Raw genomic sequence first — 26,617 nt, 5'->3', positions numbered from 1 at the left:
GTTAGGCCTTTTTATTTCACTGTCCACTTTATAGGGCATAGTTCACAATGGACAGTCCTTTTCTTGATGTTAAACAGTAAATATTAGCAAAAGTCAGCTAAAAACTTCTTCTGCAATTAATTTATAAGACCTTCTCTTGTCCTCCGGTGAATGGCATATGGTCACAATCATCATTTCGTCTGCATTGTACCTCACTTGCAGCTGTTTAAGGGCCGCCCCTACTTCTTGAGGATTGCCCACAATGATGTTACGTTTCATGTTCTCAAGCTGCTCTTTTTCTTGGTTACTAAGCGTGTACTTCCTCGCTTCGTCTATGGAAGGTACTGTGTGCCCTTCCCCTTTTGCCTGCTGCAGTCTCCCGATAAGAGAACTCAGTGCAATCTCTTCCGCCCTTTTAGTCGTTTCCGCACAAACAGCCGAAACCGTCAGCAATAACTGTGGCTTCTCCCCTTGCTTCTTTGATTGGAAGGAATCAAGATAACTCTGGATAATGGCCTCTCCATCAGCTTCACTCATGAAATGGCCAAATGCATACGCCAAGCCATGTTGTGCTGCCAGCATTGCGCTTTTCTTGCCTGTTCCCAACAACCAAGGCTTAGATGGGACTGGAGGCATTGGCGAAGCCGTCACTTTTGATAACTCGTGTCCTTTAGGAAATTCATCATACAAAAAATGAAGCAGCTCCTCTACCTTCTCTGGCATCGCATAAACCTGCTGCAGGAAATTATCTGACAAGGCATTGGTCGCTTCCGCAGACCCGCCAGGAGCACGCCCAATTCCAATATCAATCCTGCCAGGGAACAAGGTTGCCAGCATATTGAAAACCTCAGCGACTTTATACGGCTTGTAGTACGGCAACAAAACCGCCCCTGAGCCGACCCGAATCCGTTTTGTATTGGCTGCGATATACGGAATCATCACCTCAGGTGCAGAGCAGGCAAGCCCTTGCATATCATGATGTTCCGCACTCCAGTATCGTGTATACCCCAATTCATCCCCGATCTGTGCCAGCCGCAATGATGCCTGTAATGCTTCCCCTGCAGTTTGGCCTGACGAAATTGACGATTGATCCAAAATACTAAGCTTCAACCCACCATCCCTCCCTAACTAGCGAACCTCCACCAAATCTACTCTGTAATCGCCGACCTGCCCCTTTTCATACAAATTGGTAATTGAAGATGAATATTCCTGAATCGTCCCTCTAAACGCCAATCCCCGCTCAGGAACCTTCACATCAAACGTCCCTTGATACAAAAAAGTTACGAAATCATGTTACTCCTCGCTCGTAACCTTAAAGTTAATAATAATCTTATGTAAACCATCCTTAGTCTCTTCCTTAAAGCACTCTAACTGAATCAATGTATCATTTAATAATAGTTCCTTTACCAAAAAATCACCTACTCATTATGTTCGTATGAGAATCATACCACTAGGTTATATTGGCAACAAATGAATCGAATTGCATTTCAATCCACTTTAAATACACCTTAGACATAAAGAGGATGAAAACCAAAACGGCTCATCCTCTTCAATATATACTGGTCCTTTTATAGTTAAAATACTACCTAATTTACTTTACCTTAACTGAGTTCCAGCGCCTCTGAGTGAGCTATAATTTATTAAAAGCCTTGTAGGCTTTCCTTCCAATATTCATCAGTATCCTTAGAAGTTACATCAATACTTAAACAGAACGGGAAAGTGTCGCATAACGCTGTCCAGCAATAATTTTACCGATAATTGAACTCAAAATATTATTATATTAATAATGTAAATACACAAAAACCCATAATATTGAAACATTTCAAATATTATACATAAATTTTACCGTTTTTCTTGTCTAATAAGCTCATAATTAAGAGAAAAAGGGGTAAATATATGAGCCGATTAGTTCTATTAGAAGTAGCGATGAAAACTGAGTTACATGAATTACATGAGATTTATTTTGGAGGTACTGTACCTATCCATTACGAAGAATCTGTTCCATTCATCGTTGTAGGTACTTCACAAGAAATGAGTGAAGCAGCTGCTGTGGAGTTTTCAAGAGGATGCGAACAATTAAAAATGTTTCACAAAGAAACCTTTGGAATTGAAGTAAAATCTTTTGTAACCTCTAGTAATCACTTTAATAAAGTGAACAATTGGTGGAAATTTTTTCATCCGAATGGAAGGTACATTTAAAAATATAAAAGAGGTCACTGCGCTTAGTTTAAGTGCATATAGGGAGGAGATAATAAAAATTAATATTGTCTCCTTTTCTACGTTCATTCTGGGTCAATTCTGGGCATCTGGGATATATCATTGCACCTTGCTATTGCCTAATTTATTTAATATGACTACTTAAAATTGACCGCAGCTACAATTCTAGATCGAATAGTCCACGATTCCTTAAAATACTATATTGAGAAGTCTCCAAGTGAGAACGACACGGATTATTGACATTAAAAATGATTCCCAAAATATCAGATATAAAGTTGTAGATTAAACGGAGAGTCCGTAGAAGAATAATAAGGACAAGCAGTTTCTGTAGAAAAGTCACTACAACATATAATCGAACGGCGCTTAGAATCGTTTCCGTAATATCCTATCTAGATACAACGCTATTTTTAATCTCTATGTTTATATCGCTTAAAAACACGGGATTATCAAATTCTTTGAAATCAGATAAAATAATACACCCCATTTCACTGTTATGGCTATCGGTAAACATCTCATTCATTCCCATAATAAAACTATTACTATCCTTTTCACCGTTGGCATTGCGGTATTTATCCCACGCCTCGGTTACCGTTAATATTTCAAACCTTTCATACGCCTTACCTAATACGCCTATTTCACCTTGAACTCCTCTTTCATTTTCAACTAGAAAGATGTACGGTCCGCCATGTGTAAGTTCATTAAAATTTTCTTTATTTTTACGCCCAAAATTAACCTCGTGTATTCACTTACTTGCCGATAAATATTCAAACCACTCCCTAGAAGTAACGACTATGTACCCTTGCATGTTTTCTTCCTTCCATTAAGTGTCCATTTTAAATGATTGAATCATTCTAGTAATCTTAGGGCACTGAAATATACGGTTAATCAGTCTACACTTCTGCATTACACTCGTTGAATTACTATATAAAGGGATGGCCCTCTTACAAAGGGGAGGGCATCATTAATCCTGTAAACAAAAAAAACAAGCCGTTATCGGCTCGCCTGTTAGTTAAATTCTTACCCAATATGTAGAAGGTATTTATTTTTAATCAAGTATGATTGTCTTGGTTCGTTCCATATCCCTCGCTTTATATTATAGATCCGAACAATCAGAATAAAAATCTTTTTTCAATAGATTTTAACCTCCCAAAGCCTACACCCGTTATTCGTAATATATCTATCTTTTTTAAACTCTTTCTTTGCTTAAATATTTTGAGAGAAGTTACTCCCCCTATCCCCTTTATCGATAGTAAGTCGGAAAGTAGTACCTCTTTCCAATTCTTAACCAATTCGTTATCCTTGTTATTTAGGTAGTTGTTAACCTCATCACTACTTAAGACTAAATGCTCCCTTTTATCAAATCTCCCACTAAGACTGGTAAGGTCAATAACGTAGGTATATATTGTTAAGTTTCCAATCCTGTATACAGGCTCTGTAATAAGTTTATAGTCTACATCAGTTTGATATATGATATAATACCCAATTGATTTTTGGTGTTCTTTACTGTATTTTATAGTCTGTGCAAATCCTTGAAAAATATCTATTATAGCATCCAATTTTTTAAAAAGCTTTACTTCAATAATACTCTCTTCTATTCCAGTAGATAGGATGTCTAACCTATCTCTAGAGAACTGTTTTTCCATTATAGGCTTAAGGCCTTTGCTAAACAAAAATTCACCTAAATCTAATTGACAAATCTTTTCACCATGGGATTCCCCTTTTTCTCGTATCAAGTTTTTAATTCGTTCAACACCAAACTCTTCTGTTTTTAAAGCATAATGTTTTATTAATGTATCAATGTTCCATTTCTTCTCTAAATTGTTTAATATAGCGTTAACTATTTTTTCTAATTTGAACTCTAAATTTTCCAACCAGATACATTTATCTTTAGCTGCTAAGACTATAAGGGTTCTATTGGTTTGTCGGTAATCCTCAATGCATTTATTCATTTTATACAGTTCATCTAAACTTTTTAAGTAGGCATAGTGATGTTTAATATACGACAAAATATTAAGTAAGTCGTATTTTACACTTAATTTCTTTTGTATCAGAATTTGAACATTATAAGTATGCAAATTATCAATTTGGGTTTTTATACTATCCCAATCTACCCAAGCTTCTTTTTGAAACTCCCAATCTTCTTTAATATAAAATAAAAATAGCTTTTCCCTGTTTCTAAGCATAACTGGTTTGCTGTATATCGTTCTTAAGCGATCATTAACTTCTTTTTCTAATTTATTCTCCTGTATAAACTTATCAGCATCAATTAACCTTTGATGAAGAACCTGAGGATCATTATTTAGTTGACCCCCTTTTTCAAAGTATAACGGTATTACGTCCCTATCATTTTCTTCAAATAACCTTAACTTCTCTTCTAAACTTTTCTCATTAACAAGATCTATGAGTATATTTAAAACATTGCTCATTATAATGTTTAAATCTTCATTTAGTTCAGTTACTTCTTGTTCCATATAAATTTCATTTTTTAATAGATCTGTAATTGTCATGAACAGTGTTAAATCCTGGCATAAGAAGTTAAAAAAATCTGCTATATAATGAATAAACATATCTGTATCTTTGGTTTTTAATAGTAGTTCATACTGTCTATGTATCTTCCTTTGGAAATTCTCAATGGTAAATAGTTCCTCCATACAAACCCCTCATGTAAATTATTTATTGAGTAAATTCTATTAAATTTGTTTATTAAAAACAACATAGTCATGGAAATTGTATAAAGAGTCTTCAATTTTTTTTGTTGTAGATTTAACTGTTTCATTATGCAAATGGTAAAGTATTCCTATTTAATAAAAAACAATGTCATTTAAATGAACTTTCGACCGAAGTTCTTGAACTTCAAAATGAAGCTCGTGTATATTTACAAAATTCGAAGTCAGAAAATACCAAGAAAGCATACTCCTCAGATTGGATGCATTTTGAGGCATGGTGTGAAGATCGTTCATTTTCTTCTCTGCCGGCCACCCCAGAGACAATGGTTTACTATATAACTTTCTTAGGAAAAACCAAAAAAGCCTCAACAATTAAGCGAAAAATGGCAGCTGTTTCACAGCGTCATGAAACTGCTGGTTTTCTAAGTCCAACAAAAACACCTCTTGTACGAGGTGTTTGGGAAGGATTACAACGAAAAATTGGTATTTATGAAAAAGGGAAAGATGCGCTATGGCTTCATGAATTGCGTCAGTTAATTGAAGCACTGCCATAAAATAGACTTATTGGGATTCGTAATTGAGCTTTACTTGTCTTAGGATGGGCAGGTGCATTAAGGGGCAGTGAATTAGTCGGATTGAACATTGAAGACATCTCTAAAACACGCGACGGATTGATTCTCCATTTACATAGAAGTAAAACAGATTAAAAAGGGGAAGGACATGATGTGGCTTTACCATTTGGGAGTAACCCTTTAACATGTCCCGTACGTAGCTTTGAAGATTGGGTTACGGCTTCTGGTCTTAAATAAGGTCCATTGTTTCGAAGAATGGATCGACACGGCAATGTAGTAAATGGGAGTCTAACTCCTCAGTCAGTTCGGTTGATTGTAAAGGATTGTTGCGAAAAGGTGGGACTGAATCCAGGGAAGTATGGAGCCCATAGTTTAAGAAGCGGGTTTTGTAGTACAGCTGCGAAAGCTGGAAAGGCTGAGCATCTGATTATGAAGCAGACGGGGCATAAAAGGTCCCATTCGTTGCAACGGTATATTAAGAAGGCGAACCTGTTTGATGATAATGCAGCAAGTGGAATTGGTTTATGATTAATAGAGGATTTTGTTGAATTAAAAAACATATTTAGTAGGTGATTAGTTTCACCACTAAATTTTGTTTCCACAATCTACATTACTGGATTTAAAAAAGTTCACCAATATACCTTTTTCGCTCGGATATAATTTAGGTATAATCTTACGGTTTATTTTTATTGAAGTAGCCTTTACATCATGCCGCCCTAAGGTGAAAGTGTGTAATATCTTACACGGCCTGTGCGAAGAGTGCAGTACATCAAGGTTTTGTAAATTCTTACTGTAACATCTTTAACGAGAATTAATCGTCTTTCATTGGATTGCGTTAGCAAATTGTTAGCATTTTAAAGAGATGAACTTTTATGGTTGTACCCCACCCCACGTGTGTTGACTGCATTTGACAACACAAGGGATGTTGGTGTGTTTATCAACTTCCCAATGCCTTTCGTTCCCTTATCGCTGTTAGACAGGGAAGTGGTAATAATAATCCCAGAAGTTCCATTGGTAAGTCACCAACGGAAGGTGGGCCACCCAAATCAGCTACCACGGCAGGGTGGCCTATTTTGAAACTATTGAACTAAGGTGTGGTTGGGTAGTACCGCTTAAAAAATCTAGACCAGCAGAAAAGGAAATTATCGCCCAAGGATTTTCCCAAGGATGATTATCAAGTGAGCACGAAATTGGTACGGCAGGAAAAGGTTTTTCAGTATGATTTAGTAAAGTATTTAAATATTCCCCTAAATGGCATTAACCTCTTACATCAAAAGCCCTGCCGTTAAATCAAAAGGGGTCAAAAGTACAGACTATAATGTTGTAAAATCATAGAAGTTACAAAATTAAAGAAATTGTTTTAATCCTTTATAAATTGAATTTAGTATACCTTTTTCATTATGTATAGATGGTGTCACAGGTACTATTGCATAACTATCATCTGTTATAGTAAGTACCTCAATATCTGGACTTATAAAAACATCAAATTCTAAAGCAAAACTCGAATTAAATGTACCATTAGAATAAGGCAGATTTGCTAGAGTTAGATTGCTACTTCCTACTAAAGCAGATATTGCTTCATCTCTATTACTATCTACCTTTAAGGCTATTTTGGAATGCCATTTAATACCCTTATCCCCCTCAGGAGTAAAAATGACACTAATAGGTAAGTTTTCTATTTTCATATCATAGAGCTGTTGGTGTAATGAAATAATAAATAATTTCAACTTACAATAATTACAGTAATACCGTCCTTTTATTTGGGCTGTGTCAATAGCCTCAGATACTTTTTCCCAGTATATACTTTCATTACACTTCTCATCAGGATAACCACTTTCTTTTCGATGAAACCGAAATTTTTCTGAAATAGATTTTACAGTATTTCTACTCATCCATTCTCTATAAATAGGGTAAATAAAATGCTTTTTGCCAATTTTTTGTTGCTCTTCTTCTTTTTCTTTTATACATCTTTCTTGTTCTTCAGTTCGAGGTTTAGTATTTTTTAAATCCTTTATTTCTTTAATTAGTGATTTATTTTCTTCTAGCTTTTGTTCGTGAAAGTCTGTTCCACCTTCAGTTTTAGAGTTGATATCTATATAACCTGCTACTATAACCAATTCTTCAATTCGGTCTTTTTTAATAGCTTCTAAAATCCAGTTATTCAAGCCTGTTTTAAAGGAAATAAACCCCGAACATAAAATTAATTTTTTCCCATTACTGTGTATTAATTGCTCCATAGCTTCGGCAAAAGGACTTCGATTTTGTTCATTACGAAATAAGATGCCATACTCATACCTAACAGCCCCTAAATATATTCAAATAACATCTTACAAAACAATGGATAAAATTCACATTTTGTTTACAATTATCAACTCAGTGCAGACATCATTAATCAATTAAGTTTATGGATTGATACAACCTTTTCCCTCTAAAAACCTCTCAAACCGTCCGAAATATGTATATCTATACACAATTGGAGTCATATCCTCAAAATCCATACCTATCTCTTGTAGTGGACCTCCACCAGGTGGTAGATCCCAAACATTATTATCAGTTTCCCAAAACACATCACCAATTAATTTGGTAATGTGTTAGCAATCATACCGTTAATGCATATTGATACTTCGGCTTTGCTCTATTATTGTATTGATACAAATAAACCTCACACCATATATTCGGATTTATACCCCTGCCTATCTCAATAGCAAGACCTGCAGGACCGGCATAAAAAAGATGTATTTTCTCATAATCATACTTCTGAAGTAATTTCTCTACATCATCTTTTATCTTGCTCTGGATGTTAACGACATCTTCACTATATAAAATTCTTTTCAAACCAGGATCATCTACTTCAAAAGAAATAAAATCAAAATCATTTTCCAATGTTTCCTCTACTGATTTCAATTTTACAATCCCGCTTACTGAGACAAGAACTGCTAATTCTTCATTCTTTTTAATTTCCTGTAAAACTGTCAGTGATAAATCTTTATTTGTACCTGGGTTATCCGATACCCATAGTTGTGTCTCTCGATTAAATTGGTATATAGAATAAGGGACAGTATCGGTTAATAAAGAACCTAAGTGTATTAATAACGGAATAGGAGATAAGGGGAACACTTCTCCTACCTCTGCATCCTTCTCTTTTATTTTCTGAAGAAAGTTGCTGTATAACTCAACGTTCCTTTTTTTACCCACTTCCCATCCTTCGAGGGTGAAATCTTCAAATACTGTTTGGTCTTCCACAGCATCCAGAAGTATATACGGAGCCTCACCCTCAAATTCTATATCGCTTATTGGACCACCTATTCTTTTATGAATCAAGGCGATACTTTTCTTTTTCTTATCATCTGACCAAGATGCAACCTTCTTCTCGTGGTCTTTTTTCATTTTAAATAATTTATTAGGAGGGAACTGATCCCGAGTATGTTCATCGTCTATCAATTTAGAATGGTAGTAACACATCAACATTAAATTCGATACATCTTCCAAGGTTTCTTGGATGTACCCATATTCCTCCATATACTCGTGCCGAGCGGAATTCTCTGCGTGACCAATTATATGAGCTTTTATCCCAGCATTAGTTAGGTCCCCGAGGGAAGATTCAATCAACCTCTTATTACATCCTTCGAACGAACAAACCCCCCCACAAGCAACCCATAAATAGGCTTCTTCTGCTGTTCTAAGTTGCCTTCTTCTTGGTTTTACTTTTTTAAGTTTCCCTGAACTTGAAGTCAATTTCTTACCCTCCTCTTTAGTTCAACTACGGTCGCAGCTTCTCCGTATCCATACCAAACTTTCAATTCATCTATACCTACTATTACGAAGAGTAAACATCCAGATTCGAATCCCAGTTTTAATAATCGTTTCCAATCTTTTCGGTCGATAGATGAAGGAACAGGCATTCTTTGAGGGTGAGTGTGCCACTCTCCAAGATAGAAGCAACATCCTTTTTCTCTTTCATACGCTTCATTCATATACTCTTGATGCCCATCAGGTTTTCTACTGAAGCGTATTCGACTTCTTTTGTCTGTTGACATCGGTTCAGATACATCATCAATTATAATATTATTATCTTCCTCTAATATTCTTCCGATGAGTATTCCCCCAGCTTCAGTATCCGTCCATCTGACCTGTTTATATTTGAACATTTTTTTTATCGCTTCTGGCCGAATATATAATGTTCTATTATCTGGCAATAAATAAACTTCTTCATTATTACTGTCGATGCATATCCACTCCTTCATTGGAACAGACTGAACAGTCATTTCTTTTATATGAATATTTCCTCTCATTTAACGCTTCACTTGAAAAAGTGTATCTGATGGTTGTTTTATAACCATATTCCTTAAACAGGGAATCTTCGCCCTTCCAAGATAATAAGGGATTCCCATTTAATTTACCTATTAAAACTTTTATACCTGTCTCCACTGTTAACATTGCTGAACGTTCACTGTCTAAAAAGTTATAAGGAGTGAAAACCGAGCCACAGCCTGTTATTGATTTAGAAAAGTCTTGTCCCGGTTGAGCAAAAGCCGAGCGGTTATAAATAGGTAATTCCTCATTTGTTTTGAATAAACATTGATAACATCCTTCTTTTTCCCCGTTTAATGTGACTAGGGTATGACCTCCTATACCGAGCGGCTCTACCCAGGTATAAATTGTAGGTGGGGGATCAGGAAGACCTAAAAGTTTCTTATTAATCCTCATTTCACTGTTAGGAGAACCAATAGCAATGACAATTAAATCAATATCATTCTTGCTTATGTTAACTTCATCCATAATAGTAAAGATGCTTTTCAAATGAACTTCAACCTCAGTGAATGGATATTTCCTATTTATCTCTGCTTTTAATCCCCATACCTTTGGACGTTCCAAGAAGATTTCATCAGTTGCTAGAAAAACTTGATCAATCCCAAGTGCGTGACGATGAACATTTTCGAATGCCATATAATCAAAATCAACCAATGTTAATTTTTTTACACCAGCTTTTGCAAACCGCATAGCAACTTCACTGCCTACTGATCCTAATCCAGCAATTAAGATGTGTTTATCTTTCAGGTTACGATTACCGCCAGTTCTATTTATGATGTATTCGGGATGCCACCGCTTAATAGTTGCTGGATACAAATTAGCTTCTTTAGGTTTTATAACAAATGGGTGTATTTGTTTTTTAACCTTACCTTTTTTCTTTAATGATTTAAGGTTAATAATATTCCCATCTATTCCACAACCAAATAAAGAAACACTCCCATTTGAATTTGCCAAACCGACAATTACATACTCAAAAATGGGGTGAACGCCTTTTACCGGCCTGTTAACAATCCGGTTGAACTCTTTTTTACTTTCCTCTGACAAATTAGAGAATATATTTCCCTTTAAATCTGCAAAACTCCATTTTTTATTTACAGGCGGTAATATAAATGCCCCCTCGTTTAAAGGAAGATATATACATCTATACTTTGTTGCTTTTCCTACATCTAAACCAAAAATATTATTAATTGTATCATCTAGCAATCCAACTTTTTCGGCAGCAACAAGTAGATGTTTTTTATCTACTTTCATATTCCACAAGTTTAATTCCCTTACTGTTAGTACTGTTGTATCGATATGGGCGTATATTGTCAAAATGGAAGGCCAATATACTTCGAACTCTTTCACATAATCCTCTTTGTTCTCCCCTTTTACTCCATCCTCTATTAACTTTATAACCTTCTCCAAACAATTTAATAGGATAGAAGCCGGGTACCTTTCATCTATAAGTAAAGATTCATTTCTAGTGAAACACAAGAAACCATTAGCTAACTTATGAGGGATATCTCCAAATAAGTTATTGCTGTCATAGAACTTTGGTATTTCATTAGGGAAGTTTTTAGGGAAACCGACAGTTAAAATTGCCGGTTTCCCACATATCTCAATCCCAATTTCCGCTAGATTTATACACCCACTATACTTTTCTGAATCTACCCCACTCAATATATTAAAAGAGCTAATTAGGTTTTGATCAATCTCATCTAATTCTGCCTTGACATCTTCTAGGTTGATTGTCATTAATCCTGTTCACTCGCTGACTCAGAAGTTGTAAGAACAGCCGCTGCCATAGCCTTCTTACCAGTAGATGATTTGGTCGGTATAGGAAAATCATCTCCAAATTGTCCTTGTAGGATCTCTGCTGCTTCAGTAGGGTCTGTTTTTCCTTTTGCTTCCTCTAAGAATGCCAAAAGCTCTTCTAATTTTTCTTTGAAAGTTTTCATCTGTTTAGAAGTCATCTTTTCGAATAACTCAGGTTTTGGCTCGACTGGGAGATTTACTCTTAATCTAGGCATATATTTATATTCGCCATCTACCAATACATATTCATACACAAATTTAGAAATCATATTAGAGACAATGTTAATAAGTGCATCTAAATCCTTGTATGTTGTCTTACCATCAAATAAATCTGTTTCTTTTTGTATATCAAGCCAATGATAGACGCAAGAAGTTAGTGCAATACCAGTTGGCTTACCATTTGCAGATGTGAAATTGTTATCTTTCCATCTCTTTAGATATCGAACTACTCTTCTAAATTGCTTTCGGTCGTTTTCATCAGATGAATATTCTTTTATTGTCTTTATTAAATCCTTTGGATTAGATTCATCCCAAAACTTATCCTCTGCCTTACTGGTAGGTTTACCCTTTGCAAGATAAACTTTTCCATCACTGTTATTTGCAGCATACACTGCAACGTCTACGTGATATCCCGCCTCATAAGTAACGGTAACACAAGGCTTCTTCATCTTCACATCGTTTGTATGTCCTTCTAGAGCATCCAGAATCCACTTCTTTGCCGGAACTGGATCAACGTCATCTTTAGACATTTCAAAAAACAAACCCACATCAATGTCAAAATCATCATCGAGCGGTTTAATTCCGGTATGCATCGCATAAGAACCCTGATTAAAAACGCTAAATTCGTAATCAGTTTGTTCTGGTAATTTTTCTTCAAGCTTTTTAATAATAATATCTCTCTTTTCTTTCAAAATCTCGTTTTCTTCTTTAAGTTTAATATTGTTGTGAAACTTGTTAAATTGCGTTTTACAATCTGCCACTGTAACCCCTCCTAAAAATTTCAAAATAATTACTTAAATTGTATCACACATTAAGAATGAATGTTCGCATTTATCAGTTAATATTCTGAATATATATATCTTATTTTTTCTCAATAAAAAGAACATTCCTGGATAAGAATGTTCTAACCTTAAATGAAATTATTATCGTTTTTATATTGGTACCAGAGAAATGCATTTAAATAAATATTTAAGAAGAACAATATAGCAATTCTTTAGTTGTTCATCTTTAGCTAAAAGTTTTCCCGGACACAACCATTTCTATGGGAGATGCTTGTGAATAATGTCATAATTCAGTTGGCCTTTCCACTTTTATTCTAAATTCATATATTTCACCTCGAAAAGATTTGCGAAGTCAACAATAATTAAGAAAGACGTTATATAAACCGTTAGTATTCAAAAAGTATACCTTATCTAATCGTTGGCAATGATGTTAATAGCCGAGTTGGATAGGAGACTTTTATATGCAAGGAATATACTTTATTAATGACAGAATTAGTTTATAGGGTTTGTCCAAGGAAGAAACTTTTAAATTACAGGAAAAAGTCCTAAAAGATTTTTTAAATGAACACCAAATACATTCTGTAAAATTAAACCCTTATCAGATTTATAGCCATTATACAATTCTACACGCACTTTTATACGATTTAAAAAAGAGCAAAGTCCAGTTGGATTGTCTTGTCTATTATTCGAACTCAGCCGTAGACGACTTCATTTACGTATATCCAGAATTATGGCTGCTTATTAAAGGTTTCTTTAAAACGGTTATATCGGTGCATAAAGAATCTAGTTTATATTCAACATTAAAAGAAGGATCCATTTAAAATATATCAATTGTAAGATTTTTATGATCAGTTTTTATATGAACCATATAAATTCGTTTGGCGACCAATAAGGTCATATTCATAACCTCGAACTTAAAAGAGGAAGGAAGTTAAATTTAGTTTTAACTCCCTTCCTTCCTTACTTACTTACTTACTTACTTACTTACTACATTCAATTAAATGAACAGTTTGTAAAGTCAAGCTCCCGGAACGTCTTCAGCATTCCTGTTAATCTCATCAATTTTTTGAAGTATTCTACGAACGTCCCAAATATTTTCACTAAACAAATCCGAGATGCTGCCAAGAGTCCGGAATGAATCTTCTTGTAACACTTTTTTCTCAAGAGTGCCATTCTTTACTACATAATCGATAATAGCTTTACAAACCTGACTTGATTACCGTTTAACTTTTCTTCATTAAGGAATTCGGAAAAGGCATCATTTGCTGCCTGCTGGTTTAAGCCGATGCATACAGAGAAGTGTTAATAATAAAAACAGAAAAATTTGAAGTATAAAATTCGAACTTGAAGTGCTTTCGGACGGAAAATCCACAGATGAATTAGCAGATCTTCAGCAGGAAAATTAGCACACTAGAAAGCTCAGAGTATTATGCTATGAACTTTCTTTATAGTAGTCTCAAAGTTCTATAGTTTACTCACCTACCATACCATCGTTATCACGATCATCCATATATGGGTATAACCAATGATCGCTCGTTATTGGCATTTTAAAACCTGCATCTTTTGCTTCTTTGATTGTCACCTGTCCATTGCCGTTTGTATCAACGCTAGAAATATCAACGTTTGTGTTTGACCCTGCTGATTCGGCTGGTTCAGTTCCCTCAACTGCTTCACTGTCAGTTAAACCGAGTGATTCGTTTACTTTGTCAGGATTCAAGTTATCAAATTTATCAACGATCTTGTTGCCCATTAGTGTATAAGTATATTGATAACTCGAAGGAATCTGTGTTTTGGTATTCGGATACGTAATAATCGCTTCAAAGTCAGTAGCACCACCCGCTCTCCTGATTGAATCTTCCATATAAGCTTGATCACCGTGCCGATTGAGTATGCTATCTTGCGGAGTAATATTATAAGCATTTGATACCCCTCCGAGAGAATCAGCAATGATATGTCCTTCATCTAAAGCGTCACTTTCGACACCCGGAACCTTTGCCTCATCAGAATAGTATCTGCCGGACGATAATACTGGTTCGGTACTGTCATCCTGTAGGATGATTTCAGCAGTAATGACACGCACTAGTTGCCCGTATTCATTCGTAAATGCCCAATATTCTCGATCACCATACCCAATGTCAACAACAACGTTAGGTTCACGATGTCCAGATAAATCACCGCCATCAACTTCAATAAGTTTGTAGCCTGGGAAAAGTTCATTATTCGGTTGGGTTGCCGTTTCTTCTGAAACCTTGGTGACAGTTTCTTCTATTACATTATTATTATTTCCTTCGGCTGCGACTGCTTTTTGTGAATCTGTCCCTACAACTGTATTGGATTTATCTTCTACGTTGGTACAACCAACCATAAAGGTGATTGTTAAAAGTAAGCATAAAATGTTCATTTTATTTTTCATTTTAGTACTCTCCTAACCTGAATTAAACTCCCGTTTTTTCAATAAGACTCCCTATTATATTAACATAAATATCCAAAAAATTCGCTTGCCGTTTTTAATACACTAATCGGTATAGCAAATTAGCATACGAATTTGCACACTACAATAAACTTTTGTCATCGTACTAAAAGGGGGGCGAATTCGGGTATAAAAACACCCTTAAATGCACTAAAAACCCTGATATAAAACAAAAAGATGCAGACCAATTCAGTTGCGAATTGGTCTGCTAATTTGTATGCGAAATAAAGTTTTTGTACTCGAAAACCGAACCTGTTACCACCAGGAAGTTATGCTTTCTTTAATATCTTTTGTATTTCTACAGCCATCCTTAAAGTTAGAACATCCATAAAACTCTCCCCTCGGACCTTTTCTTCGGACCAAGTAACCACCACAGGAAGTACACTTAATAGGATTTTCCATCACTCTAATATCTTTTATCGTATGTTCACACAATGGATAATTGCTACAACCAAGAAAACGTTCCTTACTGCTGTTATTTTCTCTTAACATTAAATGACCTTCAATACATCTAGGACATTTCGGATTATCCGAAACAATTGTATTGCCCTCGATAATCTTATAATTTATGGAGTAACTATCTTTCAGTTCTTTCACAAATGATGACATATTCATATCCGGAATCAGGATATAGGTGTTGTTTTTAGTTCTCGTCATTGCGACATAAAACAACCTTCGTTCCTCAGCAAACAAGAATTCATCTGGAGCGGTTAAAACCAATGAAAGAATTGGATCGTCGGCCATTCTATTTGGGAAACCGGTGTTACCGTTAGAAGCGTTGATGATAATGACGTTTTCAGCTTCCAACCCCTTAGACTTATGAGCAGTCAAGAAGAACATAGATAATCCCGGATATTTGTTATGCCTGATCTTTACTCCATCTTTTGTGGGAATGACTTTAAATTCTTCATCCTTTCCCACTACTTGAATATCAAAGTTGTTTCTACCCAGCAGCATTATCTCTGCTTTTTCTCCATATTCTTCAACTATTTCCTCTATCACGTATTTTAATGTACGGTATACTTCCTCCCCTATATATCCATAGAGTTTGAGCGGGTCATTGTTCCTTTTGTTTGAGGTTAGGTTCTTACTAATTTGTTTCCTGTTTTTCATCACAAAACTGCCGGCCACATTAATCAGTTCTTGTGAGTTTCGGTAGGTGTTTTCAATTTTCAACATTTCACTGTGTTCGAAATACTTCTTGAATTTCGTAAAGAGATTGATGTCAGAACCAGCAAACCGGAATATGGATTGCCAGTCATCCCCCACTGCCAGAACTTTTGCTCCGGTTATCTTCCTTATCTGATTGATTAGGTTAAATCGGCTTACCGATACATCCTGGTACTCATCGATGATGATGTACTTATAAGGGAAATTTACTTTGCCCTTCAATACGGCATCGGTTGCCAGATTAATCATATCGTTGAAATCGATTTTATTGATCTTGGTAAGCTGACCTTGATAAAATGAGTAAACCGGCTTTGTAATTTCTAAGAAAAGCTTCGTGCGGTTGTAAAAGAAAAGGTTTTTGTTGTTTAACCCCTTGATAAATTCATCAAACATCTCAGCCTGATACCCGTTCGATTTAAATAAATTGATAAAGGAAGTGATAAATTTAATGAACTCGTCAAAGTGGTTTGAGTTTTCCGTGTCGTATATTTTGTTGAAAATATCGATAAAATCTACCTCTTTGAACTCAACACCTCTCTCAAGTAATCGTCTTCTTAGCAGTTCCAACAACATTCCGTCTTTGTTCCAGTAAGAATAGGTTTCAACTAATTCTGTTTGGTTCTCATTGTGGACCTGTCTTTTCCACTCGATTCCCTCTATATATTTACGTTCTTCAAACTCACTAAGCCAGGGAGCTGTACCTTCCTTAGTAATGCCGAAGTGTTCAATATAGATTCCGTATTCCGGTAGGTAAAAATCAGGTTTGTATTGCCTGTACGTTTCGGTAGCCGTATTGAACGGATAATTTTCTTCATAAACATAATCTATCCCATTTAGAAACAAGAAATTGGCGACCATTACTTCTTCAAGGCTTTTAACCTTTTCACCGGCTATTGTAAGCCTTCGTTGTCTCCATTCCTCTGTCTTTTCCTTAACGTACCGAACTCCATTTTTTATACTCTCGAATTCCATTTGCCCTCTATCATCAAAATACCCTGGCTCTCCTTGTTCGAGTAATTGCCCTTCATATTTACTTCGAAGTGTCTGCAAATCAAGGTTTTTTTGATAGTGGAACGCTTGGCCTAAATTCTCGAACTCTTCAATATCAATCGGGATGTTGAGATAATACCCAAAGTATTCAATCATCCTTTTCAATTGAGTCGGATCGTCATACATTTCAGTTTCAAAATACCCTTTTATTATTTGAACAGCATTCTCTTCCACATCGGGCATCCTGCTCTTTTCTTTTGCGATGATTTTCCTGCCCAGGCTATGAAACGTATTAACATCTACGTCGATGTCCAGCTTGTTCTTTATCCGTTCCCTCATTTCTTCGGCCGCTTTTCTGGTGAACGAAACTAGCAGGATTTCTTCTGGGTTTACATCTTTTGTCTCGACTAGGTATTTCACCTTGCCTGATATCGTCAGTGTTTTTCCGGAACCAGCACCGGCCACAATTAGATTCCCATCTTCATCCGTGATAATTGCTCGTCTTTGCTGCTGATCCAACGATTTTCCATCAATATCGCTAAAGAATTCATCCTTTTCCACTAACTCCTTTTTAACAAACGCTTCATTGTATTTCGTGGTAAATTCTTTATCGAATTTCTTAAATATCTCTAAAAATTGTGCAACGTCCGATCTGTTTGGATTGTTTTTATGAAAGAAGGTATATGTTGCTATATTCTCTCCCTTAATCTTATGGAAATCGGAATTGGATATATACCTTGGCTGGTCCTCGATTAGTTTATTGAAAGTCGCAACTGCTTTATAGTGTTGCTCGAGCTTTTCATTCGTTTCACGTATTTTAACTTCCAGTGAATTTACTTTATCAAGGTATAACGAACATACCACGATATAATCTGCTTCCAGCCGAGATATATCTTCCGACTTGCTCTCTGATAAATAACGGTAGATATACTCTTTTGCCTTTTTAGAACTATGGAATATATTCATTTGATTTGCCTTAAATATCGATTCAGCCTGTTTTACTTTTACTTCTTCACAATATTCCACCGGTATAAATATAGGTGAGTATTCTATTTTATAAATGATACTCTCAATTTCCTTATTAGCCTCAAACATTTTCTGAAGTTCTCTTTTTAGTGCCGGTTTATTTCGCAACAAGATAAGGAACGACATAATGGTTTTAAATAAACTGTTATCTGGCATTCCCTCTCCCCCTACAAACATCTTTAGTTATATATCTTAAATATAATAATATCATTAGCTATTTTCTGAACCAAGGCATATTATTATCAAGCACTTACAAACCTGGTATGTGGTGGTGAAGTCCAGAACTCACCCTCACGAAAAGGGGGAATTCGGCATTTACTATAACTCCTGTTTTGAGTATGGAGCCGCCGATTTTGTAGTACCAGAAGTACACCAAATGCACTTCTGAGTCGCCCAGGTCTCGCTTTACCAACCGTTTCACCACGAAACGTACCACAAACCCACCTTGCAAATTGCAACGAGTACGGGATGTTTGAGTCCTAATCAATAAAAATGCATATCATAGTTAGGTCAATCTGGGGGACTTAATTCCCTTCTAACGGGATGACATCACGATGGTAAGTCGTGAGCGAGGATGACGGGAAACTCTAACAATTTTTTAACGTCTTTTTTGCATTATCCAATCGCCTACCGATAGATGAATGGGCACACTGCCAGTTATATTAAGTTTTTCTTGGATGCTAAATTGCGATATGACTTTTTATTTTTCTATCAGCCTTCATTGATTTCCCATCCAAACATTAATTTCGAAAAAATTAATTAATCCCTTTCTTAAATTATAATTTAATAAGTATTTATCAAGGAAATGTCATATGTTTTTCCATCTTTAAGGGGCTATTTAAAAAGTCTCTATAAAACGACAAAAGGCAGTGTATCTCACTGCCTTTCTTCACCTTATTGATCGATTAATTTAATTCTGTTGAATTGTAAAAATTCGGAGGTATTTATCTTACTTTGTTTTGAATGTAAACAGGACAATTGAAAAAAATTTTCCCTAAAAGAAGTAGCCTTTTAATAGCTTTATACCGGCGAGAAGAATTAACATTGTTGACCGCAACTTTTATTTGCTCAATACAAATTTTATGTTAACTCCTATAATATCACGCTAGTAACAAACCAATTTTAGGAGTGTTTTTTCATAAACTTAGAAAAGTCATTAGCATTAAAAGTTGAGAATTTATTCAAGAAGGTTTGCATTTCAAGCAAAGAAGTGAAAGTCTTGGTGGTTAACTTTTATTTGATGTAGTAATCGTTGGAGGATTCTTTTTTTAATTTGTAAATGTGAAGGGTGAAGTTATTATCTTTGGAACTCATAACAAGCATTACTTCATTTTGTTTAATAGGATGAACAAGAATTCCCTCATAATCTAATTGTTCTAATATTTCATTGTCTATAACAAAGCTAAAATTTTTTATTGCCATTCATTTCCCTCCCTTATTAGTTTCTCTGTTAGTATACAGCAACCTAAACATTGGTGGTATAAATGGAAACAAAAGTCAAAATTTAGACTTAATTAGCTGTCTTTTTCCTCCATAAGTGCTACTTAAACTACGCTTTTTACTAGTAAATTTTGAGGAGGAACTAATCGGTAAAAAAAGCTAATGAAACTTTTAGATGGAAATTCTAGTTAAGTCTGCGGAAGAGTTTTTAAACAAATGTAAAATAGGTTAAAATTTCAGCGTATTGGAGATTAAAGACAGACGTAAAAATTCTATAACAGGGAAAGGCAACTAGCCTCAAGTTAGTTACCTTTCTTTTTTGTTGCTCTCTTTATCCTAAGCACCCTGATAGGTCTCAGCATTCCTATTAATTTCATCAATTTTTTGAAGTATTCTTCGAACGTCTCCAATATTTTCTCTAAATAATTCTGAAATACTGCCAAGAGACCGGAATGGATCTTCTTGCAACACTTTTTTCTCGAGAGTGCCATTCTTTACTACATAATCGATAATTAGCTTTACAAACCTTACTTGATTAACGTTTAAATTTTCTTCATTAAGGAATTCGGAAAAAGCCTCATTTGCTGCGTGCTGGTCTAAGCCGATGATCTGTCTAACAAGCTTAGTAATTGGAGTTTCACCAAATTCCTTTGTATAATCATCTTTTGTACCAAGTTCATTCCAAAGAATACCTTCGAGTGTTTGAACATCTTGATGAGTTAGAGACTTGTTATGCCGCAACTTGTAAATGGCTGTTTGATCTTGATGTTCTTTTAAGTATTGGTTTACTTTCTTTCGGTAATTTTGTAGATTATTGGTTGCGTAAAATGAGCCTTCTCCTCTACTAATAACAGTAAATATATCACTAAAATTTGTATAATAGTCTGCTTGTTTTTCTCTCTCAAGAAACTTTACAAGTTCCCGAATAGACTCTCGAACCTCATCTAATTCAAAAATGTCAGCATCTTCCCAGAATGTTTCGGATTGTACCTTCATCAAAATATCCCTTTTAGCATTAATTTGAGGAATTGTACTAAGCCTCGATAAATCCTCTGCTGTTTTAACAACACTTTTTACCGGCCTGGTTGCATTTTTGGCAGTTAATTTAGCCAGCTCAATTGTGTACATTACACTATCAAATCGCTTAGCTAGTTCATCATCAACCATAGAGATTATTAATGGAGATATGTTTTGTTGTATTTCACTTACGTTTGAAACTGAGAGAGCTTCCCAATTTGCCTTGTTTTTATATTTATGGACAAATTGAAGGTGCATTCTTACTTGGAAATTATCTTCATTCAATCTAAGAATCTCTTGGTATACCTGCTCAATCAATTCATTTCTATGCCGGATATATGTTCCCTCTTGGTACTCCATTGCCTGAAGTTCTTTTATAATATCTACCTTTAAATTAAATATTCGCTCTGTAAGACCAATACTCACTTTCCCCTCAGTGCCTTTTTCATTGGCCCGGAAGAACTCGAAGTTCCGTAAATAATCAAATATTAAGAAGTACTTTTTATCTTCGCCAACACCGAATAAATCTGGGCAAAGTCGGGTACCTCGCCCAATCATCTGCCAAAACTTAGACTTTGAACGAACTTTTTTAAAGAAAACCAGGTTTACAACTTCAGGTATATCCACTCCTGTATCGAGCATATCAACTGAGACTGCAATTTGTGGGAACTTCTCTTTAGTTGAAAAGTCTTCAATTAGGCTTTGAACATAGTCGGTCTTATAATCAATTTGACGAGCAAATTGTCCTCTATACTGTGGGTAAAGATGGTCAAATCTTTTAACAATATGCTCAGCGTGTTTAGAGTTATTAGCAAAGATTATGGTTTTTCCGAGCTTATCTCCGCCTTCAACTTTTATGCCCTTTTCCATTAGTTCATTTAATACCTGGTCTATGGTGTTATTATTAAACAACCATTGATTAACAGCAGCGTTGCTAATTTCTTTACCTTCTTCATCATCAAAAGTATCCTCAAACTGTTCTTTTTCTTCATCTGATAGCTCATCATACCTTAATCCATCATCTAGGATTTTAGAGGTAGATTCATAAGTTTTATAATCAACAAGAAATCCATCTTTTACTGCTTGCTCTAGTTCATAGGCGTATGTTGGTGTCCCTGTTTCTAGATCAAATACATCATAGGTATTTTTATCTATTTCATCCTTAGGAGTAGCCGTCAGACCTAATAAGATACCATCAAAATAATCGAAAATTGCTTTGTACTTTTTATAAATACTACGGTGGCTTTCATCAACAATAATTAAATCAAAATGACCTGCAGTAAAAAGCTTATTACCGTCTTTACGTTTTGTATCATCAATTGAGTTCATCATCGTAGGATAAGTCGAAAAAACCATACGACTTAATTCTGGGTTATCCTTGTTATCAAGTAAATTACATAAAGTCATACTTGGTAGTAAATTATTAAAATTTTTCTTTGCTTGTAATACAAGAGCGGTACGATCTGCTAAAAACAAGACATTTTTTACCCAGTTATGTCGAACCAAAACGTCTACGAGTGAAACTGCTGTCCTAGTTTTTCCGCTTCCTGTCGCCATTACAAGGAGGGCTTTTCTTTGTTTTTGCTGAATTGCTTCGCAAACAGATAAAATAGCCTCTTTCTGATAATAACGATTTGAGATGTTGTCGTTTATTTCAATATCTATCAATGGTCTTTGAATAGTTCGCCTATCAACCAATAACTGAAGATCCGGCTTTGTATAAAATCCAGATACTTTTCTTTCCGGATAATAAATATCATCCCAAAGTCTAATATCAAACCCATTAGTATAATAAATTACCGGCCGCTGTCCGTGCATTCGTTCAATGCAATCGGCATATAGCTTTGCTTGTTGCTTTCCTTTAATAGCATCATAAGCTGTTCTTTTTGCTTCTACGACTGCTAAAGGTTTACCATTATCACTCAGTAACACATAATCGGCAAATCCTATTCCCTGATTATTAGGCATTCCAGTTACTTGATATTCTTCTATTAAATCTTTTCCAAATTCCCAACCTGCTAATTTTAGTTCCAAATCAATATAAATTTTCCTAGTGTTATATTCCGAAAGTTCATCAACTTGAAATTCGTATTCTTGGAGTTTTTCTTTCCGTTTTTTGGACATTTTTTTTCTGAGTTGTTCGTTTTCTCTAATTAAATCTTCTAATTTGCGATCCTTAGAACTAAGTTTCTCATAAAGCTCTTTATATTCTTCAGGTCTTTTTCGAGTATCCTCACTAGAAAGAAGAATCTCCTCACTGAACTTTTCCCCTGAATAAGAATCTGAATAGCAATAATCAATCCAGTCTATAAATTGATGTAAATTATTTAAGGACAGTACCGCTTCATTCCTAGTTATCTCTGAGTTGGTATGTACTGCAACATTCCCAAGTTTAATTATGAATTTTATTAAAGGGAAAATTTTTTCATCAATTATAGAAAGAAAAGTTTTCTCGTGTATTAAGCTCGAAATATTCTCTTGATACGGAGCCTTTAGCTCTTTATCCGATACATAAAGCCATTTCACGGCAAGTTCTAAAGCACGTCGAGATAAAATGGCACAAGTCGCAGGACTAACTTGAAGGCTTCTCTCTGCTTCTAAACAAGCTGGGGCAAAACTTTTAAATTGTGGTTTCTCTTTTATAAAGTCAAAATTACTATACAATTTAATCCTCCCCTACCTTAGTTAAAATCAGTTAAAGAACAATTCCCCATTTAAAACTAATTGAAGTAGTGATTTGTAATTCTCTTCAAGGATTGTTAAGCTTTCTTGTATAGTATTTCGTAGTTGTTCAATTTGACTTATTTTGTCTGCAAACTCATTCTGCAACTCTATTGGGGGAACTAATACCCTTACTTTCTTAAGCTTTGTTACATTTAAGCCTTTCATTATTGCACCAGAACTGATTTGTGATAATTGGTGTTCAACATCTTTACTTAAACTAAATTGAAACATTAAAAAAGTAGGATTAAGTATCTCTTGATTAACCCTAATTCTTAATAGGTCTGAATGCATAATACCTCCGGGTAAATGTTCAGGATATATAGCACATTTACCCACGGTACCCTTCCTGGTCATTACTATATCTCCAGGAATTAAACTATAGTTCTCTAAAAATAAAGCTTTTTCTGGAGTCACATATTCATCAGTAGAAATTTTAAATTTACTATTTATGTGCTTAATTCCCCATAACGGAACCCCTGTTTTGACAAACTCTTTTGAACTTAACTGAGTTCCAAATGGTCCACATCGAATATCATCGACATTTATACAAGTTTCATTTAAAGGTTTCAATATAAAACCTTTACTATTAATTGAAGGATTACCAAACATTTCATAAAACAAACTCTTAGCGAGGTCTATTAATTCTTCCAACTGTTCAATCCGATTACCAATAATTATCTCTGCTTTTTCTAATATCCCTACAATTCTATTTTGTTCAGCAATAGGAGGTAAGGGTATTTTTAATTGGTTTAATTTTGCTTTATTTAATGTTGCTCCCATAACAGCTCGATCAGTTAAACTATCTAAACTTAATGTTTTTAGAGCATAATAAAGGTATTGTGGTGTTAGTTTATCTTTTTTCAGAATTGGAAATGATGCAATTGCCTCATTAGTATAAATTTCTTCTTGAGTAATTGCTACCTTCCCTATAGACAATTTGAAACTCATTAGAACTGTATTTTTAGGTACAACCTTCATTTTAGCTTCAGTTATAGCTAAATCCGTTATTTCCTCTTTTGTTTCTTTCACAAATTTTGATTTCATATCTGAAATAGAAAGCCATTTATGGCCCTTCCCCCAATAGGAAGAATTAGAACGAGAAGGAGTTCTCCCTATATTTATCTGACATAATTCACTTATAGCTACTAAATCCATATATTAACTACCTACCTATAATGTTATTCAGCTCTCTAATTCCTTGTACTATTTCTGTTTCTAATTTATCAATTTCCTCCAAAATTAGTTTTGGTGACCTATATTCAATATCCTCAAACAAAACCTCTTTATATTTATTAATTGAGAGATCATAACCATTTTTTCGTATTTCCTCTACTGATACAACAAAGGATTGCTCAGTTCGGCTTCGCTCATTTTCCGCTGTAAGATTACTGTATCTAGATAAAATATCAGGAATATCATTTTCTTCAATGGGGTTTCGCTTATCATCTAGTGAATATCCATCAGCTTTCATATCATAGTACCAAACCTTATCAGTTCCACCTGCCCCAGTTTTAGTAAATATTATCACCGCAGTAGAAACCCCGGCATACGGTTTAAAAACTCCCGAAGGCATCGAAATAATTGCTTCTAATTTGTGATTATCAACAATTTCTTTACGTATGGATTTATGGGCATTTGAACCATTAAATAATACTCCATCCGGAACAATTGAGGCACAACGACCACCATTTTTTAGTAGCCTTAAAAATAATGCTAAAAACAAAAGTTCTGTTTTCTTGGTCTTCGTAACCCTTAACAAATCGTCTGATACAGATTCTTCATCTAATGAACCCTTAAAAGGTGGATTAGCAAGCACTAAAGTATATTGTTCCCTATCTTTATTTTGTTCTGATAGGCTGTCTCGATATTCGATATTAGGATTATCTATACCGTGTAGCATCAAATTCATAGCACCAATTCGAAGCATAGTACCATCCATTTCGAAACCGTGAAACATATTTTGGTTAAAATGCTCCTTTAAGCTTTGAATTAAAAACATATCACTGTGACTCTCTTTTAAATATTCTCCCGCAGTAACAAGAAACCCAGCAGATCCGGCAGCAGGATCAACAATGATATCTTCTGGTGTAGGCTTCATAAGCCGAACAATCATATCAATAATATGGCGAGGAGTTCTAAATTGCCCATTAGTACCAGCGGTTGAAAGTTTGGATAATAGATATTCATATAAATCACCGAGAGTATCTTTGCTGCCACTAGAATTACTCGCTTGCATCAATCCATTAATTCCAGCAACCACCCTTGAAAGTAAAGAAGGTGTTGGGATAACAAAGATAGCATCCTTCATAAACTTGGTGTAAACGGACTTCTTTCCACCTAAGCCTTTAATAAAAGGAAAAACTTCTAAAGAAACAACTCGAAACATCTCATCCGGCCCCATATTTGAAAATATAGACCATCTCAACTGAGGTTGATCTTTAGGAAATATCCCTTCGAAATCTAAACCTAGTAATTCGGCATCCAATTCTTTTTTCTTTTCACTGTCATCTAAACCCTTGATATACAAGAGATATGTAAACTGCTCAATCACAGTTAAAGGATTTGTAATCCCTCCTGTCCAGAATGTTTCCCAGACTTTATCTACTTTATTTTTAAATTCCCCTGTAATCATTTCTGCACCTCTACTTAGTTTTAATCTCATTTAATTATAACCTATTGGTAAATCGAAATTATAAGGAATTCATTTTTTAATTTTTTTTATACCAAACTTCTTATAACAAATACCTTACGAATTGTACAAAATAATATTTTGTATCTTTTCTCTAAAAACCTTGTTTCTCAAAAACTTAAAAATTTAATGCGAACGCAAAAATTTGTAGGGGCTGTATGAAATATAAACCCCAAGAAATTAATTTCATTTATTTTTTGCAAACTCTTGTTTTCCTTAAATCCCAAAGAATATAATTTGAACGCAAAAATTAGTAGGGGCTGTATGAAATATAAACCTCAAGAAAATTAATTTCATTTATTTTTTACAAACTCTTGTTTTCCTTAAATCCCAAAGATTATAATTCGAACACAAAAATTTGTAGGGGCTGTATGAAGTAAAACATCTGACAGGCCACAATTACAGAAATTAATGAAGATGATCGAAAATGATGAGATTAACATTATTGTTACAAGAGTTCACTCTCGACTATCTCGTAATAGTTACGAATCATCTAATATATACCGCATTTGCAAAGAGAAAATGTAAAAATATTATTCGCTTCAACA

General features: G+C 34.8%; 16 protein-coding genes and 2 pseudogenes. 4 read left to right on the top strand and 14 right to left on the bottom strand.

Annotation, left to right across the window (positions count from 1 at the left end; all coding sequences use genetic code 11):
- Nucleotides 1–93 precede the first annotated feature (93 nt).
- Complete coding sequence (locus DRW41_RS05115) at nt 94–1,089, bottom strand: LLM class flavin-dependent oxidoreductase (RefSeq protein ID WP_115450851.1); 996 nt, start codon at nt 1,087–1,089, stop codon at nt 94–96.
- Between the two features lie 18 nt (nt 1,090–1,107).
- A pseudogene (locus DRW41_RS05110) lies at nt 1,108–1,389 on the bottom strand (DUF3219 family protein).
- Nucleotides 1,390–1,875: 486 nt separating this feature from the next.
- Between DRW41_RS05110 and DRW41_RS05105 the strand changes: the two are divergent.
- On the top strand, nt 1,876–2,178 hold the full coding sequence (locus DRW41_RS05105; RefSeq protein WP_115450850.1) for a hypothetical protein: 303 nt from the start codon (nt 1,876–1,878) through the stop codon (nt 2,176–2,178).
- A gap of 1,127 nt (nt 2,179–3,305) precedes the next feature.
- Here the strand turns inward: DRW41_RS05105 and DRW41_RS05100 are convergent.
- The gene (locus DRW41_RS05100) at nt 3,306–4,847 is read right to left on the bottom strand and encodes a hypothetical protein (RefSeq protein WP_115450849.1); all 1,542 of its coding nucleotides are present in this window, start codon (nt 4,845–4,847) and stop codon (nt 3,306–3,308) included.
- A gap of 116 nt (nt 4,848–4,963) precedes the next feature.
- Here DRW41_RS05100 and DRW41_RS23550 point away from each other — a divergent pair, with 116 nt between their 5' ends.
- Both DRW41_RS23550 and DRW41_RS23745 read left to right on the top strand, forming a co-directional pair.
- The gene (locus tag DRW41_RS23550) at nt 4,964–5,416 is read left to right on the top strand and encodes a site-specific integrase (RefSeq protein ID WP_222928830.1); all 453 of its coding nucleotides are present in this window, start codon (nt 4,964–4,966) and stop codon (nt 5,414–5,416) included.
- Nucleotides 5,417–5,689: 273 nt separating this feature from the next.
- A complete protein-coding gene (locus tag DRW41_RS23745) occupies nt 5,690–5,962 on the top strand; it encodes a tyrosine-type recombinase/integrase (RefSeq protein ID WP_115450848.1) in 273 nt (90 codons plus the stop codon).
- An 818-nt stretch (nt 5,963–6,780) separates the two neighbouring features.
- On the opposite strand, the gene DRW41_RS05090 is transcribed toward DRW41_RS23745, so the two are convergent.
- From DRW41_RS05090 to DRW41_RS05035, 11 genes are all read right to left on the bottom strand, one after another.
- On the bottom strand, nt 6,781–7,671 hold the full coding sequence (locus DRW41_RS05090; RefSeq protein ID WP_142752179.1) for a hypothetical protein: 891 nt from the start codon (nt 7,669–7,671) through the stop codon (nt 6,781–6,783).
- A 361-nt stretch (nt 7,672–8,032) separates the two neighbouring features.
- A complete protein-coding gene (locus tag DRW41_RS05085) occupies nt 8,033–9,169 on the bottom strand; it encodes an SAVED domain-containing protein (RefSeq protein WP_115450846.1) in 1,137 nt (378 codons plus the stop codon).
- Entirely contained in the window at nt 9,166–9,678 is a 513-nt protein-coding gene (locus tag DRW41_RS05080) for a Mov34/MPN/PAD-1 family protein (RefSeq protein ID WP_181884415.1), read from the bottom strand. The genes DRW41_RS05085 and DRW41_RS05080 overlap by 4 nt, the downstream gene beginning before the upstream one ends.
- Nucleotides 9,650–11,482, bottom strand: a complete 1,833-nt coding sequence (locus tag DRW41_RS05075; RefSeq protein ID WP_115450844.1) for a ThiF family adenylyltransferase — start codon at nt 11,480–11,482, stop codon at nt 9,650–9,652. Before DRW41_RS05075 ends, DRW41_RS05080 begins: the two co-directional genes overlap by 29 nt.
- Complete coding sequence (locus DRW41_RS05070) at nt 11,482–12,522, bottom strand: nucleotidyltransferase domain-containing protein (RefSeq protein WP_115450843.1); 1,041 nt, start codon at nt 12,520–12,522, stop codon at nt 11,482–11,484. Before DRW41_RS05070 ends, DRW41_RS05075 begins: the two co-directional genes overlap by 1 nt.
- A gap of 1,492 nt (nt 12,523–14,014) precedes the next feature.
- Complete coding sequence (locus DRW41_RS05060; RefSeq protein ID WP_115450842.1) at nt 14,015–14,956, bottom strand: DNA/RNA non-specific endonuclease; 942 nt, start codon at nt 14,954–14,956, stop codon at nt 14,015–14,017.
- Nucleotides 14,957–15,268: 312 nt separating this feature from the next.
- Complete coding sequence (locus tag DRW41_RS05055) at nt 15,269–18,355, bottom strand: UvrD-helicase domain-containing protein (RefSeq protein ID WP_222928828.1); 3,087 nt, start codon at nt 18,353–18,355, stop codon at nt 15,269–15,271.
- 1,077 nt (nt 18,356–19,432) lie between these two features.
- Nucleotides 19,433–19,621 (bottom strand): hypothetical protein, encoded by a 189-nt coding sequence (locus DRW41_RS05050; protein WP_115450840.1) that lies wholly within the window; start codon nt 19,619–19,621, stop codon nt 19,433–19,435.
- 354 nt (nt 19,622–19,975) lie between these two features.
- Nucleotides 19,976–23,320 carry a DEAD/DEAH box helicase family protein gene (locus DRW41_RS05045; protein ID WP_115450839.1) on the bottom strand — a complete coding sequence of 1,115 codons (3,345 nt, stop codon included), beginning with the start codon at nt 23,318–23,320 and terminating at the stop codon, nt 19,976–19,978.
- 27 nt (nt 23,321–23,347) lie between these two features.
- Nucleotides 23,348–24,535, bottom strand: coding sequence for a restriction endonuclease subunit S (locus DRW41_RS05040; RefSeq protein ID WP_115450838.1), 1,188 nt, complete (start codon nt 24,533–24,535; stop codon nt 23,348–23,350).
- A gap of 7 nt (nt 24,536–24,542) precedes the next feature.
- Entirely contained in the window at nt 24,543–26,012 is a 1,470-nt protein-coding gene (locus tag DRW41_RS05035; RefSeq protein ID WP_115450837.1) for a type I restriction-modification system subunit M, read from the bottom strand.
- Nucleotides 26,013–26,459: 447 nt separating this feature from the next.
- Between DRW41_RS05035 and DRW41_RS23740 the strand changes: the two are divergent.
- Nucleotides 26,460–26,597: pseudogene (locus DRW41_RS23740) on the top strand (recombinase family protein); the annotation flags it as partial.
- Between the last annotated feature and the right edge of the window lie 20 nt (nt 26,598–26,617).

The sequence above is a fragment of the Neobacillus piezotolerans genome (assembly GCF_003362805.1).
Taxonomy (GTDB): Bacteria; Bacillota; Bacilli; order Bacillales; family Cytobacillaceae; genus Bacillus_D; species Bacillus_D piezotolerans.
Note: the sequence above shows the minus strand (reverse complement) of the source record. Positions and strands in the feature narration are given on the sequence as shown.

Coding starts and splice junctions, on each gene's coding strand:
- DRW41_RS05105 (WP_115450850.1), top strand. CDS start 1,876: ATGAGCCGATTAGTTCTATTAGAAGTAGCGATGAAAACTGAGTTACAT.
- DRW41_RS05100 (WP_115450849.1), bottom strand. CDS start 4,847: ATGGAGGAACTATTTACCATTGAGAATTTCCAAAGGAAGATACATAGA.
- DRW41_RS23745 (WP_115450848.1), top strand. CDS start 5,690: ATGGATCGACACGGCAATGTAGTAAATGGGAGTCTAACTCCTCAGTCA.
- DRW41_RS05090 (WP_142752179.1), bottom strand. CDS start 7,671: ATGGAGCAATTAATACACAGTAATGGGAAAAAATTAATTTTATGTTCG.
- DRW41_RS05080 (WP_181884415.1), bottom strand. CDS start 9,678: ATGAAGGAGTGGATATGCATCGACAGTAATAATGAAGAAGTTTATTTA.
- DRW41_RS05075 (WP_115450844.1), bottom strand. CDS start 11,482: ATGACAATCAACCTAGAAGATGTCAAGGCAGAATTAGATGAGATTGAT.
- DRW41_RS05060 (WP_115450842.1), bottom strand. CDS start 14,956: ATGAAAAATAAAATGAACATTTTATGCTTACTTTTAACAATCACCTTT.
- DRW41_RS05055 (WP_222928828.1), bottom strand. CDS start 18,355: ATGCCAGATAACAGTTTATTTAAAACCATTATGTCGTTCCTTATCTTG.
- DRW41_RS05050 (WP_115450840.1), bottom strand. CDS start 19,621: ATGGCAATAAAAAATTTTAGCTTTGTTATAGACAATGAAATATTAGAA.
- DRW41_RS05040 (WP_115450838.1), bottom strand. CDS start 24,535: ATGGATTTAGTAGCTATAAGTGAATTATGTCAGATAAATATAGGGAGA.
- DRW41_RS05035 (WP_115450837.1), bottom strand. CDS start 26,012: ATGATTACAGGGGAATTTAAAAATAAAGTAGATAAAGTCTGGGAAACA.